The sequence below is a fragment of the Bradyrhizobium sp. CCH5-F6 genome (assembly GCF_001556045.1).
Taxonomy (GTDB): Bacteria; Pseudomonadota; Alphaproteobacteria; order Rhizobiales; family Xanthobacteraceae; genus Bradyrhizobium.
The window spans coordinates 1-15661 of the sequence record NZ_LSIC01000128.1; the positions used below are offsets into that span (position 1 = coordinate 1).

13 protein-coding genes are annotated in these 15661 nt (G+C 61.1%); 7 read left to right on the forward strand and 6 right to left on the reverse strand.

The window, feature by feature from the left end; all coding sequences use genetic code 11:
* Positions 1-870: 870 nt before the first annotated feature.
* The 5 genes from AX729_RS23905 to AX729_RS23925 form a co-directional block, all read right to left on the reverse strand.
* Positions 871-1806: a DUF2493 domain-containing protein gene (locus AX729_RS23905; RefSeq protein ID WP_061026745.1), complete on the reverse strand. Its 936-nt coding sequence runs from the start codon at positions 1804-1806 to the stop codon at positions 871-873.
* Positions 1807-2145: 339 nt separating this feature from the next.
* The gene (locus AX729_RS23910; RefSeq protein ID WP_061026746.1) at positions 2146-3195 is read right to left on the reverse strand and encodes a DUF7146 domain-containing protein; all 1050 of its coding nucleotides are present in this window, start codon (positions 3193-3195) and stop codon (positions 2146-2148) included.
* Between the two features lie 66 nt (positions 3196-3261).
* Positions 3262-5391 (reverse strand): ParB/RepB/Spo0J family partition protein, encoded by a 2130-nt coding sequence (locus AX729_RS23915; RefSeq protein ID WP_061026747.1) that lies wholly within the window; start codon positions 5389-5391, stop codon positions 3262-3264.
* A 154-nt stretch (positions 5392-5545) separates the two neighbouring features.
* On the reverse strand, positions 5546-6721 hold the full coding sequence (locus AX729_RS23920) for a DUF932 domain-containing protein (RefSeq protein ID WP_156457176.1): 1176 nt from the start codon (positions 6719-6721) through the stop codon (positions 5546-5548).
* Between the two features lie 335 nt (positions 6722-7056).
* Positions 7057-8271: a DUF3846 domain-containing protein gene (locus AX729_RS23925; protein WP_061026749.1), complete on the reverse strand. Its 1215-nt coding sequence runs from the start codon at positions 8269-8271 to the stop codon at positions 7057-7059.
* A 403-nt stretch (positions 8272-8674) separates the two neighbouring features.
* Between AX729_RS23925 and AX729_RS23930 the strand changes: the two genes are divergently transcribed.
* Positions 8675-9763, forward strand: a complete 1089-nt coding sequence (locus AX729_RS23930) for a DUF8359 domain-containing protein (protein ID WP_061026750.1) — start codon at positions 8675-8677, stop codon at positions 9761-9763.
* Positions 9764-9931: 168 nt separating this feature from the next.
* Positions 9932-10972 carry a hypothetical protein gene (locus AX729_RS23935; RefSeq protein ID WP_061026751.1) on the forward strand — a complete coding sequence of 347 codons (1041 nt, stop codon included), beginning with the start codon at positions 9932-9934 and terminating at the stop codon, positions 10970-10972.
* 228 nt (positions 10973-11200) lie between these two features.
* Here AX729_RS23935 and AX729_RS23940 read toward each other — a convergent pair whose 3' ends face one another.
* Entirely contained in the window at positions 11201-11740 is a 540-nt protein-coding gene (locus tag AX729_RS23940; RefSeq protein WP_061026752.1) for a hypothetical protein, read from the reverse strand.
* Between the two features lie 254 nt (positions 11741-11994).
* Between AX729_RS23940 and AX729_RS23945 the strand changes: the two genes are divergently transcribed.
* The 5 genes from AX729_RS23945 to AX729_RS23965 all read left to right on the forward strand — a co-directional run bounded on the left by AX729_RS23945 (position 11995) and on the right by AX729_RS23965 (position 15658).
* The gene (locus AX729_RS23945) at positions 11995-12396 is read left to right on the forward strand and encodes a DUF3846 domain-containing protein (RefSeq protein ID WP_061026753.1); all 402 of its coding nucleotides are present in this window, start codon (positions 11995-11997) and stop codon (positions 12394-12396) included.
* A gap of 22 nt (positions 12397-12418) precedes the next feature.
* Positions 12419-13165 carry a hypothetical protein gene (locus AX729_RS23950; RefSeq protein ID WP_061026754.1) on the forward strand — a complete coding sequence of 249 codons (747 nt, stop codon included), beginning with the start codon at positions 12419-12421 and terminating at the stop codon, positions 13163-13165.
* A gap of 19 nt (positions 13166-13184) precedes the next feature.
* Positions 13185-13718 (forward strand): hypothetical protein, encoded by a 534-nt coding sequence (locus tag AX729_RS23955; RefSeq protein ID WP_061026755.1) that lies wholly within the window; start codon positions 13185-13187, stop codon positions 13716-13718.
* Positions 13719-13728: 10 nt separating this feature from the next.
* Positions 13729-14352 carry a hypothetical protein gene (locus tag AX729_RS23960; protein ID WP_156457177.1) on the forward strand — a complete coding sequence of 208 codons (624 nt, stop codon included), beginning with the start codon at positions 13729-13731 and terminating at the stop codon, positions 14350-14352.
* 112 nt (positions 14353-14464) lie between these two features.
* Positions 14465-15658, forward strand: a complete 1194-nt coding sequence (locus AX729_RS23965) for a hypothetical protein (RefSeq protein WP_245325359.1) — start codon at positions 14465-14467, stop codon at positions 15656-15658.
* The last annotated feature ends 3 nt before the right edge of the window (positions 15659-15661 follow it).

Sequence of the window (15661 nt, forward strand, 5' to 3'; positions counted from 1 at the left end):
TGCAAAACTCGCAACAGTCAGCGCGCTAAAGGACACCTTCTCGCGCGTAACCTAAATCGTCGCCGACCTTCTTGAACGAACCGATGGTAGCCATATCAAGTCTCCTTGCGTTGTTTCGGACCGCGACCACCGCGGCCTCGATGGCGATGACCAGGCCGAATGGCGATCGGCGACGCACCCGCTTGCGGGCTGAAGCATCGCGGAGGACGCCAGGGCTGAGACTTTCTTGTCTCGCGAGGAATGGGCTTAGCCCAGGGGAAGAAAGTCGCAGGACTGGCGTTGCGGCTCAGACGATCGAGGCGCAGCCGGTCTTCGGCCAGATCAAGCCATCAAAGAGGCGAGGTGCTCGCGTGCTGAACAACATTGAGAGGAGACGTGGACCGCCATCGGTCGTACGACACAAGAAGTCGGTTTGTTTTCAGGTGGGAGAAGAGAGGGCACGTGCAGGAACGGCGATTCGATGCCGAACATAAGCGCACCTGCAAGTAGGCTCCGATCTAGTACATAGTGTGCCGAGGATTGGGCAATGATAGTAGCGAAGTGCTGTGAGGAAGGCGCGCCGATCGGAAAGACCGGACATCACCGGCCGCAACGTTGGAAGCAACAGTCGATGCGCGGATGAAGGTTGCACGCTGCTCTGGTTGCGGCCGCGAGCGCAATCGGAGACTCGTTCAAGCCCGTTCTGGTTCCAAGGGGCGCACTTTCTGAAGACAGCAATGAACGATCGCAGAGCGACGTCAATATAAGCGGCGTGGAAAGGATGGACGTCGCGTGTGACGGCGATAATCGGCACAGTTGGCGATCGCCGTGATTTCTCCGAGCGTCGTTGCGGTGCACGCACGGCGCGAGGCGCTAGGCGTGATCGCGGCGCTATGCGCCGCCGTCGCCAAATTTCCAGACCGGGATTCCCATCCGCCGTGCCTTGTCGGCGAGATTGTCCTGAATTCCTGTTCCCGGGAACACGATGACGCCGATTGGCATCATCGTCAGCATGAGATCGTTGCGCTTGAACGGCGCGGCCTTGGCGTGCTTCGACCAATCCGGCTTGAATGCGACTTGCGGTACCCTGCGGTTTGTCGCCCATTTGGCGGCGATCAGTTCGGCGCCTTTCGGTGAACCGCCGTGCAACAGGACCATGTCGGTATGCTTGGCGTGAACCTGGTCGAGACGATCCCAGACGAGGTGGTGGTCATCGAAATCGAGGCCTCCGGTCAGTGCGACCTTGGGCCCGACCGGAACAAGCACCTCCGTCTCGGCACGACGCTTGGCAGCGAGATAATCTCTGGAGTCGATCACTGCTGCGGTGACGGTGCGATGGCCGATCAGCGATCCCGATCGGGGACGCCAGAGTGAGCCGGTATGGGTTTCGTACTGAGCAATGGCCTGCTCGCGAAACAGCTCCATGCAATTGCGGCGTTCGATCAACGAAAGTCCTTCCGTGATGAGCCGCTCGAGTTCGACCGAGCGTACCTCGGAGCCGTCCTGGTCATGTTGACTCTGGCGTTGAGCCTGCTCGTTGGCGTCGAGCTGACGCTCGGTGCGGCCCGTGGCGCGATGGAACAGATTAACCGTCGACCAAAGCAGGTCTTCGAGGTCCGGCTCCATACGGCTGTCACTCAGTGTTGCCACGAAGGCATCGAAGATGTCGGCAACCGCCGAGGCGATCGTCTTGCCGTCGGGAAGCGGCCGCGGGTCGGGTTCGTCGCTGAACGGCCGGTAGCCGTAGAGTTGCAGTTCGGTCAGGACGTGGTGAAGCGGGGATGAGCCGTGCTGCGGTTCGAATTCGGTGTCGTCATGATCCGTCATGGGACGATGTCCTCGGTGGATTGGCCGCGCCCATCGCGGCCTTCGTGGCGATCACTCAGACGGCAAGCGGGACGGACCAGAACCCGAAGCAACGCGGAGGGCCGGAGCGACAGCGGAGGATGGCAGGGGCGCGGCTATTTTGCTTCGCGATGCAAAGGCGGACGGACTCATCGCGCTTGATCGTGCCGTGACCACCGCCGGCGGAAAATAGCCGCGCCCCTGCCATTGCCGGTCGGGCCGGCTTGCCGTCCGATCGCCCTCTAGAAGGCCGGGCGCGGCTCTCTCCAACGAAGACCTCGTCTTGATCGGGCTGTCGACTTCGATTGTGAGCGCCAGCGCTTATGCCGTACTCGCGACCGCCAACGGCAAGAAGCGGGCGACGTCCCCTGGCGCGAGCTGAATGCGCAAAGCGGCTCGGAGCTCATTGATGCCGAAGGTGCGCAGATCCTCGTTGAAATCTGTAAGCCGGGGCGACAGTCGGATCGCCTCGATTCCGACGGCTTCTGCCCGCTGTGCCAAAGCGGTTGCGACCGCCTGTCCGGCCGCATCGGCATCACGCGCGATGTAGAGCCGGCGCAGGCTCGGCGGCAGCAACATGGCGGCGAGATGGTTGGCCGATAGCGCTGATGCCATCGGCAGGGTCGGCAGTGCGCAGCGCAAGGAGAGCATGGTCTCGATGCCCTCTCCCGCAGCGAGGACGTCATGGGCCATTCCAAATCGGACAGCGTTGCCGAGCAGAAGGCCCATCGCCCGGCGTGGCGTGTCGACCGGTGCCTTGCTCTGACCGGTAAGATCCAGCCAGGTGCGATGGACGCCGGTGATGACACCGTCATGTGTGGTGACAGCGGCGATCAGGGCCGGCCAGGTCTCGGTGGGGAGGTCGTCATCGGGCCTGTAGTAGCAGCGCGGATGAAGCCGAAGGCTTGCAGTGTCATGCAAGGCCGAAATGCCGCGCCTTCGGAGATATGTTTCGGCGATCGTGCCCTGGATAGGTTTTGACATGGCAAACAGCCGCCGCGCCGACTCCAGTGAACCGCGGGGTGCGGGTGGAAGCGGCGATTTTGATTCGGCCACACGGTCGCGTGGCAGGCTGAGAAAGCGCCGCGCCTCGGCGAGGACGTCGCGGAATTCAACGATGCCGTAGCTTTCCTGGATGATATCGAGCAGATCCCCGTGCTCGCCGGTCGCAGCATCCGTCCACTTGCCGGCCATTCCCTTACCCCCATGACCTGGGCGCAGCCGGACAAACATGGACCGACCGCGCGCGTTGTGGACGTCGCCGACTATCCAATAGCGGCCGACGCGCCGCCCATTGGATAGATAGTGCCGGCAGACGAGTTCGGCCCGCTCGGCAAGCCGGCGGGCAAGATCCGATGCTTGGGCTGACATGATCAATTCCGACGCAAAAAGGCCCGCCAGTGATGGCGGGCCTTCGAGACTGACGCGGCTGTCCGCCTACTCGGCTGCGACAAGCGGCTCTTCTGCGTGAACTGCGTCATGGTCGGCCGGATGCTCTGCATCGGGCATAGCCATTTCGCTATCGGCCGGCGGCGCGTCCTCGACGTTTGAAGCAGACCGCGAGACTGGAGCAGATTCTGCGGCCGATGATGTGGCGCTGATCGCCTGGCCGGGCGTACGCAACGGCTCCGGCAGCCAACCCGTGCCGGCGAGGAGTTCTTGGGCCCGCTCCGCCATCTCGCCTTTCTTCAGATGCTCGATGAGCTGAGCGGCTGTCTCGCCCTTGGTTTCGCGTACCGCTTGCAGGATTCGGGCCTTGGTCACCCGGCCGAGGTAGTTGTCGACGGTCGGCGACCATCCAGCGGCAGCGACATCGAGCCCGATCGCCTGGGCGAGCCGGTCGGCGTGAGCCAGCGCACGCGGTCGCCGGTTCCAGGGCTCATAAACCGCATTGACGCTGAGCGCGATGCAATGCGCAAACAGGGCATCACGGCTGTCCCGATCGAAAGCGGACAGCGTGTTCCAGAGCTCGGCCGACTCACGCGGCAACTGCTCGGACCAGCGCCGGTGCCGCTCGTCCACAGACTTGGCGATTGCAGTATCGCCAAGGCCGGGCGCATGGCTACCGAACACGACGCTCTTCGCGTCAATGTCGATGCAGGACTCGGGCGTGTAGCGGTAGAAGAGCTTGAGGCAGAGCGCGTGCAGTGCTGCCAGGAACGCAATGTCTGGGTCCTGAGCCAGCGCATCGCGCATGGCGAGCGTGCGATACGCCGTGAGCTCGGTCAGCAAGCGATCAGGGATCGGCTTGATGCCGTCCTCTTGTTCAGCCTCGACCTCGGCGGCTGAGGTAGCCGCCTGCGTGCCGTCGCCATCTGCCGGAGCGAACGCTACGGACCGGGATTCCTCCGAATTCGAATCAACTTCCCCCTCGGGCTCCGGAATTGCCGGTTCGTCCTCAGGGCGGACATAGCCGCGGTCGACACGCAAGACACCCGAGGCGTCGATGCTGACGAAGGCACCCGCGCGCGCGATCTCGTCGGGATCGTACTGGACTGGCCGCTCATCGAGCTCGGCAAGCGCGGTCTCGATCTCGCCAAGCCGCTGATCGATCGCTTCGGGAAGGACGTCGAGATCGGAATGCTCCTGCTCCAGACGCTCGTATTCGGCGCGCAGGGCTTCGGCCGCGGCGACCTCCTCGCCGGTCATCGCAACGGACTCGCCGGAGATGCGACGCAGACCGTAGGTGTGGCCATAGGGAAAGTCGATCGCAACCTCGATCCATTTCCAGCCCTCGGAGCGGACGTTGTCCGCCGCGCGCTCCAGTTTCTCGGCGACCAGCCGCTCCAGCAGCACTGGATCTTGCAGCCAGCCGCCATCATCCTGCTGGAACAGGTCGCGCATGATGTCGCCGCCAGCGCTCTCGTATGCCTCTATCCCGACGAATTGCGCGCGCTTGTCGGAGGCGCGCACGGCGCCCTCGGTGAGAAGCCGCCGGATGTGATAGGGCTCCTTGTTGTGGGACCGCTGAACGGCCTCCCACACCTGCTCCTGGCGCGCGTGGTCTGGATTGACCGCAAACGCCATCAATTGGTCGAGTGTGATGCCGTCTTCGGCATAGACGTCGAGCAGCCTTGGCGAGACGGCAGCGAGCCTGAGTCGCTGCTTCACCACCGCCACACTCACAAAAAACGCGGCAGCGATCTCCTCCTCGCTCATTCCCTTTTCGACCAGGTCGCGGAATGCGCGGTACTGGTCGAGGGCGTGGAGTGGTACCCTCTGGACATTCTCGGCAAGCGAATCCTCCTCGGCGAGCCCATCGGTCCGGATGACGCAGGGAACCGGGGCCGTGCGTGCAAGCCGCTTCTGCTTGACCAGAAGCTCGAGCGCGCGATAGCGCCGCCCGCCGGCCGGGACCTCGAACATGCCGGTTTCCGAACCGTCCTCGTCGAGAACCGGGCGGACGGTGAGGCTCTGGAGCAGCGTGCGCCGCGCGATGTCCTGGGCGAGCTCCTCGATCGAGAGGCCCGCCTTGATGCGGCGGACATTGGACTGGCTCAGCACCAACTGGCTGAAGGGGATATCACGCGACTGACTGAGGGTGAGCTTGCGAACGGATTTTGCCATTGACGTTTCTCCGCGACGGGCGGTCGAGAACCTCTCTCGACCTTCTCGCCCGTCACGAAGCGAAGCGCCGCCCTCTTCCTCTGAAGGGCGGCGCTGAAACTTGAAGACCGGGTTGAAACTCGCTCCTCGCAGACCCCCGGGGCGGCAGATCCCATCAGTTGGCGCGATCCAGCAACTTTTTCGCCCGCGCCTCCAGATCGAGCCGGGCGTCCTGATGCGGCTTGTCCCGCGCAACAGCGGTAATGCCTTGCACAAAGTCGAAGACGCTCTCGGGCTTGCGGCCCTCCTCGGCGAGCACCGTCTCGATGATCTTTGCGGTCTCTGATTTGCCGAACCCTCGCTTGCGCAGGAATTCGGTGCGCTCGTCGTCGGTGCGAGTGACGATGCGCTCCCGCGCCACCCGGATGCCGTGGACGAACGACTGCGGCGACGAATTGGCAAAGCGCGTGAGTGCCGGTGCGGCCTCATGGGCGAACCGGGAGGCCGCGAATTTAGAGTGGCGGATCGTGATCTCCTGGAAATCCTCGACCCCCCACAGATTCCGATTCTGGCAGACGGCGCGAAGATAGAAGCTCGCGATGCCGAGGGCCTTGGCACCCACCTCGGAATTCCAACAGTAGAAACCGCGGAAGTACAAGTCGGGTGAGCCGTCCGGCAGTCTGCCCGCTTCAATCGGATTGAGGTCGTCGACCAGAAACAGGAAGATGTCGCGGTCCGAGGCGTACAGCGTGGTCGTGGTCTTCGTAACATCGACTTTCGGATTGTAGATGCCAGTCGACCAGTCGAGTACGCCGGGCACTTTCCAGCGCGTATCGCCAGTGCCATTGCCGGCGATTCGTTGCACGGCGGCGACCAGCTCATGGTCGAAGATGCGGCCGTAATCTGGGCTAGTGACCGCCCGCAGTTCAACGCGGCCGTCTTCGACTTCGAGCGTCTTGATCAGCTCTGCTCGATTCGCGGTTAGTCCGTACTGCAAGTTGATGGCCGCGAGCGGCGCTGGAAGCTGCCGCAGATACGCAGATGGCGTCCCCACCATTGTTGTCAGCTGACCAAAGCTCCAATGCGTCGGCGCGAGAGGTGCGGCCTCGCCTGGCAGCATAAGCGTCAGCCGCTCCGCGTTATCGCGATCGGCATCCACCCGGATCGCCGCGCTCTCCACCGTCCGGGTCCGGCTTCGCTCGGCCCGACCCCGAACGGCAGCGTGAAGCTCGGAGAGCGACAAATACCGGTCGTCCGCCGGCCGGGAAAACCACTCCGAGGCGACACGGCCGACGCGTTCACCGCGGCTCACATCCACCCTATAGCCGGCTAAAGCAGTCACTTGGGTCATGGGAATCTCCATGACGGGCGCCGCGGGACTCTCCTCTTGGCTCTTAACCCGTCACAGAACTTCCCGCCAAACTCTAACTCTGTGATGGCGCCCGGAGTTTTCGGACGCGCCCAATGGAACCTGGCAGTTGCGAATCCCATGCCATGGGAATTGGTGCCGAACGAAGGTGGAGGCACTCACGGCACAACTTAACGAAAACAGCAGCAAGAGCGCCGCTTGACGCGGCCCTCAAGCGGAGCGTGGAGGCAACTGCAGAAGTGGTCGCAGGCGGCTACGTGGAAAGCACTGGCGCTCGCTATCGCAACTGCGTCGTGCCATCGCCATCAGCCTCTCAATCACGCCGGAACGACCAGAACGCGATTGGTTCCCACTCTACGGTCCGGCTCGCTGAACTTGACGCGTCGTATGACGTCCTCGATGCAGCAGTTCACCGGGGCTGTCTCATATTCATCTCCTTGTGAGCCAACGATCAATCCACGCCCCGGAAAGCTCTGGCCGTCGATCTCGAAGAATAGTCGATGTGTGAACAATCCTTCCTCGTCGACATACAAAACATCTCCGCCTGAAAATTCGGCCGCCAATTGAATGCAGCCGCCGATCGCACCTTGCAGCGACTCCAGACTACTAGTCACTTCGATTGCTCTTACATTCCGGTGATATGGGTCGATGAGAATTGCGGGATAAGTCCGTAATTTGTGTGCAGGGCCCGTCTTAGCCGCCCGGGTTGGCTGGGGGACAGGAGATAGCCGCGACACATTAAAGAACGTCGAGCCCGGGGAAAGAAACTCGTCAGCGTCTTGGAGATCCTCCGCCATTCTGATATCGACTTTTCGTAGATGGTTTGCGAAGCCGCGGTCATGCTCGCAAGCCGCATGCCAGGAGGCGACAACAGCGATTCGCTGAAGTGTCCGAGCGAGCTCAACGGATGTCGTGCCGGCCGCTCGCAATAGATCCGCGCTTACCGGCTTTTGATTCGGCGGACCTCCAAGCGGCGGCAACGTATCGGTTGCAAGAACCTCGTCTGGTGAACCCCACATCCAGGTCAGAATTCGACGGGAGAATTCACCAGGCGGCGACACGACCGCGAAAACACGCGGTGCCCCGAGCTGTCCGTCGGGGCTCGTCTGAGTCAAGAGCGCGATGGCGGACACTTCGAGAGTTTTCCCAACCATCAATGCCTGGTCGACAAAATCTAGATAAACGGCTAGGTAACCGGCACTAAATATCTCGGCCTTCTCGGCCATTTCTCTCGTAATTTGAAGCTTGAGAAGGCTGTCGAGAACCTCTCTTCCGAATTGGAATGCCGTGACGTGACGATCGCAATGCCCGCCCTGGTCAAGGAACCAACGCGCGATCGTTGCATCGAACTCTGTATTGATATCGACGCCGCCGGGAGACTGCGCGCGTATCACAGCAGCTTGGTGTGCTGTCGCCATCATGGCAACCAATGGGTTCTTGGCTTGAGATGAGTTGCCCTTACCGCTGGCGCGGAGAGCGGCCGTCACTTCGCGGCCAGCATCCAATACGAAACGGTCCAACCAAGTTGTCATTCTGTTTCCCTCAAATTGCTACGCAACTTCCTACCTGACGAAGCCTCCGATCACCTGAAGAGGATACATCAAATTTAGCCGATTGCAGTCGAGCAACACTGAGGTTGGATACCGCGCCGTTCGTGCGTTCCTTCCACCCGCACGATCGAGCAACGATAGCAACGGTCTCCAATTGCACTTCGGGCTCGACCAGCGCAAACAGCACGTTAGGGATCAATCAACCAAAATAACTGGCAAGAGAAACGAATGCCGCTAATCATCGCGATACGGCCGCAGTCGGTGAAAGGAGAAGAATTCATTTATTCGCGTAGTCTAGACGATGAGCGAGCAAGCGAACTACTAAGCCCATGCGTTAGCATCTGGTGCGGCGAAGCGGCTTCGCCCGCCACGCGGAGTATTCTCGATGAACCCTACCGGTGTCTTCTCGGCGAACATCTTCTTCGCTTATCAGCTCAGCTATATCCCCAGGGGGTACCGTAAAGTGCGGACACGCTGGTATTCCGCGATCGAAAAAGTCTCGATTCGATCGGTGTCGAAAACGATCATGAAGCCAGCATTCAGAATCGAACGACAGGGCGCAACGGCTCGCTTGTGCACCGAGATATATCGCCTCGATGACGAGCTGTGGTGGCCGGTCGTGTTCCGACCTCCATTCTGGAACAAGCAATTCCTTTTTAATGCTTTGGAGGCCGGCGTTCCCGCAGCTCTTCAAGCACTCAGTCTTGATGTACCTTGGGAAGGCGAGGTCATTGAGGAATTTGACCCTCTATTCGTCGGGCGCGTTGTCGGATCCACAGAGCAGAGAATGCAAACGATGGCTGCCGGTGCAGCAAAAAATCTAATTGTGGTCGATGGCGAGCATTTGTTCGTCCGCGGAGGAGAACCAATCTGGATTACGTCTCGCGATCTCCAAGGCGCGCCTTCTCACCTATTTGGAGAGATCTCGAACTCTGGTGTAGCGTTTGGCGCAGCTCTCCCCCTCAATCCAATTTCGTCAGCCGACGAGACCGGACTCACCATATCCGACATAAATGCTGCCGCGATTGCAGGACGAACTGATGGCATCGGACGACCCACAGCTCGCCATCCGATCTACGATATCCGGATACTTGATGATTGCCCCCCGAAGTTTGATCCCATTGATTTTCAGATAAGAGCTTGTCTTAGAGAGTTATCCCGCCGAGTTGAACGACCACTCAATCGGCTTAAGTTATCGCAGGAAGTTTTGCGATCCACAGCCATCTTCACAGATGTCAATCAGTATATCGATCATACGACGACCGAATGCGCGGCCACCTTGCGTGTTTTCCTGAATTGGTATCGGTATCTCCCGTTAGGTCAGGGCTACGAGTTTCGTGCGGCATACGACCTGGTTCTGACCTGCATCGGCGCCATCGAGGCGCGGTGTCGCCGGGAAGGCATAAAATCACCATTCGAGCCATGGCGACTGGAGCCTGCGGACGAGGAGGCCCTCGTGCTTCTCGGTCAATGAGACTTCTTCAAGCGAAAACCACCAAGGCTGAGCTAAGCAGGTTAGCGTCGCCCCGTCGGGTCGTTGTCCACACGCATCGTTTGGAGCACCTGTCAAGCCCACCGGGTCGGAGTGACGGATAGCTAAACTTCGCAAATTGTCCGCGCCAGTTAACTGCGGACAAAAGCGATGCTCACCTGGTTAGACGAATATACTGACGATATGGGTCGCAAGCTGCGCCTCGAGCTTGCAAACAGGGTGCCCGGAATCAGGGACACCACCAGCGATTACCAGATCGTGCGAGAGGCGACGGCCGCGGCGGCCGATCGCTTGTTTGCCGCCGCTGAGTTCGACCTCCCCTTTGACAGCACGTACGAATCCGTCGCAGCATTGTGGCCCTTCTTTCGACGCCCTGACGAGTTGAAAGGCGCGCGCCCCTACGCATGCGCGGTCGGAGCCGATCTCGCCAATCTTTTCAAGAATGCTGCTGCGTCGCCGGAGATCGTGCGCACAGCGGATCGGTTGCTCAAGGAGCGCGTGACCGCTTACATCAACATTGCGGACAAGGCGGTCCGTATTGGGCCATCGCTGCATGTTAAAGCGGTCATCGTGATGCGGGTTCCGAGCGAAGCTGAGGACCGCGCACTGCAGCCTGGGGAGCGATGGGCGCCGTCCGACACGGATCGGCTGCGCATCTTTGTGAAACTTGGGCCCGTCGGCGACATCGCGCTCGGGACGATCAAGTGGACATCGGGCGGGACACAGGTTCAATGCGACCAGCTGGCCGCCTCGTTCCTGAGCGAATTCTCTGACCCGAATTGGGATCCCAATGATTTCGCTGCCAAGATCGAGAGCTTCGTCTCGCTTTCCCTGGCGTACTCGGTGGTGGCGGCGCCGCGAGATCGCGAGGAACTGCGGGCAGGCCCCGAATCATTCCGCAACCGGATGGACCGGAGTGCGCGTCGAGGATGGAAGCGATTTACGCTATTCCAAGTCGAACGCCTCAAGGCCCCCGCCAACAAGTTCGGCAGGATCGGTGGCGGCGGAGCGGAAGGATGGGAGCTTACCCGGCGGATCTCCGTGACTGGTCACTTCAAGATGCAGCCCTGCGGAAGCAGATCCGAAGACCGTAAGCTGATCTTCGTCAGCACGCACTATCGCGGTCCGCTGGACGGAGCTCCGCTTCACAAGATTTCGGCACTTAGGGTCCCGCCGAACGGGGCCGGTTAGGGGACGCGCTTACGCGCGCCCCGCCGGTAGATTTATCTTCATGCGGCTCCAATGATCCAATCAAGGCGCCGGCAAAACCTTTAGCACATCTCTGGACATAAGTTCCGATTCACCATCCACCGAGCTCAGACACTATTCTAACGTTTGGCGCCGATCTCACGATCGTTCGGAGTGACCGGTCGGCTACTTTCTGTCATCCGTGCTCGCACGCGATTTGGTCACCAAAGGCTAGAAAGCCCACGACTTGTGGTTTGCATAGATAGCATCGAGCCTAGTCCGGACTTTTAGCACATTGTCGGCCATCGCAGAGAATATTCGACTGTCGGCCTTCCCATTTGCTTCCGTGAAAAACGACAACGGCGCTTCCGGGTTGTAGATAGCGAGAACCGTGATCTTCTGTTCAAGAATTTGCTCGACCGCAAGCCGTGCTCTGTCGCTCTTGTGTTCCAACAATTCGTCGGTCGTCGGCACGAGAATCGTTCCATTCCCTTCGATTCTTTGTACCAATTGGAGCAAATCCGTCCTGTCTTCGCCCCCGCTTTCGCGAACGACTCCCCTGCACCAGACATCTCGCGACGGATCAAACCCATCCACGATCAAAAAATAGGCAAGTTCTTGTACGTCGGGGCGTGAGAGGTAACTCAGGATGCTGCCGACCGCACTGACCTGTTGCGCTCGAGACGGAATTGGCTTCGGGTGATCCTTCAGAGCAGGTTGGCCAGTGGCGTCAGGATCAATGTATCCATAGATTGGTAATTTCGTGCCCATGTCGTTCTGTTCTTGCGCCGAGTTGATCGCGCTCTTGTAAGCGACCGTTTCTAAACGGCGCCTCAAGTTTTGAGGTTAGGTTTTTCTTATTAAGTGCGACGGGTTCGGGCGATAGATCCGATCGTGTGGCTTCGTCCCACCTAAGCCAATGCCGCACCCGCGCAAGGCACGCCTTTGTCAAGCCCACCGGGTCCTCATGCGAGCAGCACTCCTGCAGCGTAGGAGATCGTGCAGCAGCAAAGGAGACAAGTTCAATGCGTGCCATCTTGATCAATCCCGTGAAGAGGACCGTCGAATCCTACACCATCGATCACCGGCTCGCCTCGCTGCAAGCCGCCGTCGGGGGCAACATCGCATGGGGCACCGAACTCCAAACCGGCGACGTGCTCTACATCGATGACGAGGGCCTTTTGAAGCCCAATCCGGCTTTCTTCTCGCTGGGCAGGCGCTCCTTCGCAGGCCGTGGGCTCCTGGTCGGCCCCGAGCGTCCGCACATGACGGACGTGGTGTCAACGGTCGAGGAAATCGCAAAGAAGGTCCGCTTCGGCATCGCAGTCGATGTCGACAAGCTCCTGACGGCCAAGTGCATGACGTTCGAAACGGCCGAAGACTTCTTCGAGTATCTGCGCCGGCAGCGCGACGAAGAGCTCGAGTAGGCCGCAAGCAGGAGAAATGATTATGGATTTCACCGAATCTGTCCAGCACACCTGCGACGGCGTCGATTCATGCGACGTCGGTTCTGACGGAGACAACGCAGAAAACGTTGCTCAAGCAGCAAAACTGATGATCGCGCAAGCCGACCGCGCGGTTCAGTCCTGCAACGAGGTCTTGCATGATCAGTTCGAGAAGGTGGGCCGGAAGGTTCCGACCGAGAAGACCGTGGCGCTGATCTACACCGCCTACTGCGCGATCGCTGCGACCGGCTCTCAGGCTCAGTTCTTGGCTGAGCGTCAGATCAAGGTCCACGGCAGCACGAAGAACGACTGCTACCCGGTCTTTCGGGCGTTCACCCGGACGGCGCATCCGTGGTTGCGCGACCGGGTCTGCAAGTATGCGCAGGTCGCCGCTCTTGCGGTCCACCAGAAGGTGGCGCCCGCCGCGTTTCCCGACTGGCTGAAGCGCAATCGTGTCGAAAAGGCCTGCCGCGAGTACCGCCGCATCTTGCGGGAGCGGAGCAAGTCGGAGCGCACCGAGCATCTGCAGCGTGTCTGGGAGTTCTTGGTCGATCCGAAGAAGGAGCCCGAGAGGGCGCCCGTCATCCCCGCCACGCCGATCACGCCGGGCTACGTGGGGTTGAAGCTGGCCGTGGTCGACTTCGCGCGCGACGGCAGCGGCAATTTTCGCGTGCTCGGAATCATGCCGCACGATGCCGACGCCGTCATGCGCATGGCACTGACGGTCGCGAACAAGGAAACGAAGATCTAGCCAGGTAAGGAGTACAGAAATGTCGACGATCGACTCGAATGACGACTTCGCCCCCGCGGCCGCCTTCATGGAATCGGCAGCGATTGATCTGAAGGCAACTATGCGCTTTCTCGTGGACAGCGCCGACATCGCGTCGAAGCTCGGCGTGAGTTCCGGGAGCGCCGTGCAGCACATCGCCACCGTCGACGTGCTCAACCCGGATCTGACGGCCGCTTTCAAGTTGCCGCTCCATACGGTCATCGATCCGCCGGCCCTGGCGTCGAAGATCGTGAAGGCATCGCGTCGCGGCAAGCTCAGGCTGGAAGGGTTTCAGGTCGTGGACGGCTTCTTCACGCAGCCGCGCCTCGTCCTGCTGATCCGTCGCCGCGTCGTCGGCCAGCTCTACTGCTCGCGCGATGGCCAGAGCCTCCACCTCGAATTCCGCGAGCGGACGGACGCGCGGGACATGGGCAATGCGGTGCTGGCGCTCGGCCGCCTTCCCTTCAACGTGCATACGCCGCTCGGCTCCGCGCCGGCTGACAGCATCCACTGCGTGCATGCCGATGCCGATTAGCGAGACCACAATGCAGCTTGACCGCGACCTGTTGCATCGCCGTCCGGATTTGGCCGATGCTCTCCTCGACAGCCAGCACGGAACCATCCTTCACGAGGTCAGCCACTATACCGCCGCGAATGCCGACGGAATGATTAGGGGACACCTCATCATTCACGCGAGCTCCGCCCGCGCGGCCGCCGGTTTTGTACCGGATGACATGTCGGCGAAGCAGCTCGAGTCCGATCCCGCGCGATGGTCTTTCGTGGCCTCTGCCGGCCTGCTCGCAGAACATCATTTCTGCGGGAGGACAAGACCGGCGTGTGCCCGAGCCGACATCGCTGCCCATCAGGCGGTATTCGGCCTGGCCGCCGCCGATCTGATCATCGCTCGCTGGAAGCAAGACCACCTTGCGCGCATCGGGGCTCTTGCGGGCTGCATCGCGGCGAATGTCGATCGGTGCTTCCACTATTGTGACACCAACAAGTTCCTCATCGACGGTCACCATGTGATCCCGAGCTGCATGTTGGGGTCACCTCGGAGGCGAGGATTGCCTGCACGTCTCGATGAAGCGGTTTGGACCTACCCGCTCAAGGAGCGTCGCCGGGCACTGGAGGAATTCCTGGCGGCGCACGCCGGCTCCCGCAGGTCCTAGTCCAGCTCTGAGCAGAAATCCGAGTTCGCTAAGCTCAAAATCTTCGTTCCCGAAATTTCTCGCCTTCTGCCCGGCCATGATCGGCAACTTCCATAACCTTCGGAGAACAAACGTGTCCGACACCGACCTGCGCATTCGCCTCGTGACCCTGAACGAGGCGCTCGAAGACCTCGGCCGCAACCCGAGGCCCTTCCTGCTGATCAACATCGAGCGGCATCCCCGCGGCATCCCCATGCCGAACCAGAGCCTGCTGGAGCGGCTTCGGGAGGAGTGCGGCGATGACCTGCTGATCGTCCCGACCAAGCCGGCCGAGCTCAATGCCGTCCTTCCAGTCTGCCGGGACCGGGACAGGTTCATCGCCGGTGAATTCGTCCTGATGGAGGTGACGAAGCTGCACGAGTCCTCCGAGCGCCCACGCGGCGGACAGGACGTGACGGGGCTTGAGGAGCGCGCCCGTGACGGACTTTACGTGACCGTGGCGATGGTGACTGAGCGGCTGCGGGCCTGCGACGATCATCGGGAAGGCCGCAAGATGGCGACCGAGACCCGCCGCGGCGAGATCTTCGAAACCCTGCAGCCGCTACTCGGGAATTTGTCGGCCAGGAACTGCTTCGATGCTGGCCAAAGGCGCATCACGGCATGGTATCCGGGGCTGACCGCATATCAGGCCATGAAGTCGGTCTACGCCGGCGTGCTGGAGCAGTTGCGCAACGGCGCAAAACCGGCGTTCGTGAAGGCGGAGCAGCTCGAACTCGTGCGCGCCGCGCATGCCGTCTACGCCAAGACCGAGGAGCTCCTGAAGGCCCAGCACGCGATGTCCGCCGAGCTCCGCAAGATGATGGAGAGCGACGAGTTCGCGAAGGCGAATCCGCACGAGCAGCATGAGATGCAGTCGAAGTTTCTGCGCGAGCGTGCGCTGGCCCAGCATCAGCAGCTGGCGCACAACAAGCAGGGCGGGCCGTCGCTGGCGCAGCTGATGCGGGCGGCAGCTGCAATGGATCTCAACCCGTCCGGGATCTATGCCAACGTTCTCTTCTACAAGAGCGAACTCGACTGCGCGATGCTCCTGGGCCGCGTCGAGCGCGGTGTCGGTGCCATGCTTGGGCCCAAGCACATCAAGGCGCTGAAGCGCTTCATGACGCAGGCGGATGGAGCCGAAGGCAAGGTCGCCGTCGACTCGGAGGTTGAGGCCGCGCGCGGCCTCCGCGATCTCGGCCTGCGGGTGAGGACGCGCGCCGGGTGGGAGGCGTTCTTCACGCTTGCGGAGGCGGATGGCCGCGAGTTCTGGGTCACCAAGGCCCTGTAGTTG

What these genes read in the sequence shown, in the direction of transcription:
- AX729_RS23905 (WP_061026745.1), bottom strand. Translation starts at nt 1,806, where the DNA reads ATGACGGATCATGACGACACCGAATTCGAACCGCAGCACGGCTCATCC.
- AX729_RS23910 (WP_061026746.1), bottom strand. Translation starts at nt 3,195, where the DNA reads ATGTCAGCCCAAGCATCGGATCTTGCCCGCCGGCTTGCCGAGCGGGCC.
- AX729_RS23915 (WP_061026747.1), bottom strand. Translation starts at nt 5,391, where the DNA reads ATGGCAAAATCCGTTCGCAAGCTCACCCTCAGTCAGTCGCGTGATATC.
- AX729_RS23920 (WP_156457176.1), bottom strand. Translation starts at nt 6,721, where the DNA reads ATGACCCAAGTGACTGCTTTAGCCGGCTATAGGGTGGATGTGAGCCGC.
- AX729_RS23925 (WP_061026749.1), bottom strand. Translation starts at nt 8,271, where the DNA reads ATGACAACTTGGTTGGACCGTTTCGTATTGGATGCTGGCCGCGAAGTG.
- AX729_RS23930 (WP_061026750.1), top strand. Translation starts at nt 8,675, where the DNA reads ATGAACCCTACCGGTGTCTTCTCGGCGAACATCTTCTTCGCTTATCAG.
- AX729_RS23935 (WP_061026751.1), top strand. Translation starts at nt 9,932, where the DNA reads ATGCTCACCTGGTTAGACGAATATACTGACGATATGGGTCGCAAGCTG.
- AX729_RS23940 (WP_061026752.1), bottom strand. Translation starts at nt 11,740, where the DNA reads ATGGGCACGAAATTACCAATCTATGGATACATTGATCCTGACGCCACT.
- AX729_RS23945 (WP_061026753.1), top strand. Translation starts at nt 11,995, where the DNA reads ATGCGTGCCATCTTGATCAATCCCGTGAAGAGGACCGTCGAATCCTAC.
- AX729_RS23950 (WP_061026754.1), top strand. Translation starts at nt 12,419, where the DNA reads ATGGATTTCACCGAATCTGTCCAGCACACCTGCGACGGCGTCGATTCA.
- AX729_RS23955 (WP_061026755.1), top strand. Translation starts at nt 13,185, where the DNA reads ATGTCGACGATCGACTCGAATGACGACTTCGCCCCCGCGGCCGCCTTC.
- AX729_RS23960 (WP_156457177.1), top strand. Translation starts at nt 13,729, where the DNA reads ATGCAGCTTGACCGCGACCTGTTGCATCGCCGTCCGGATTTGGCCGAT.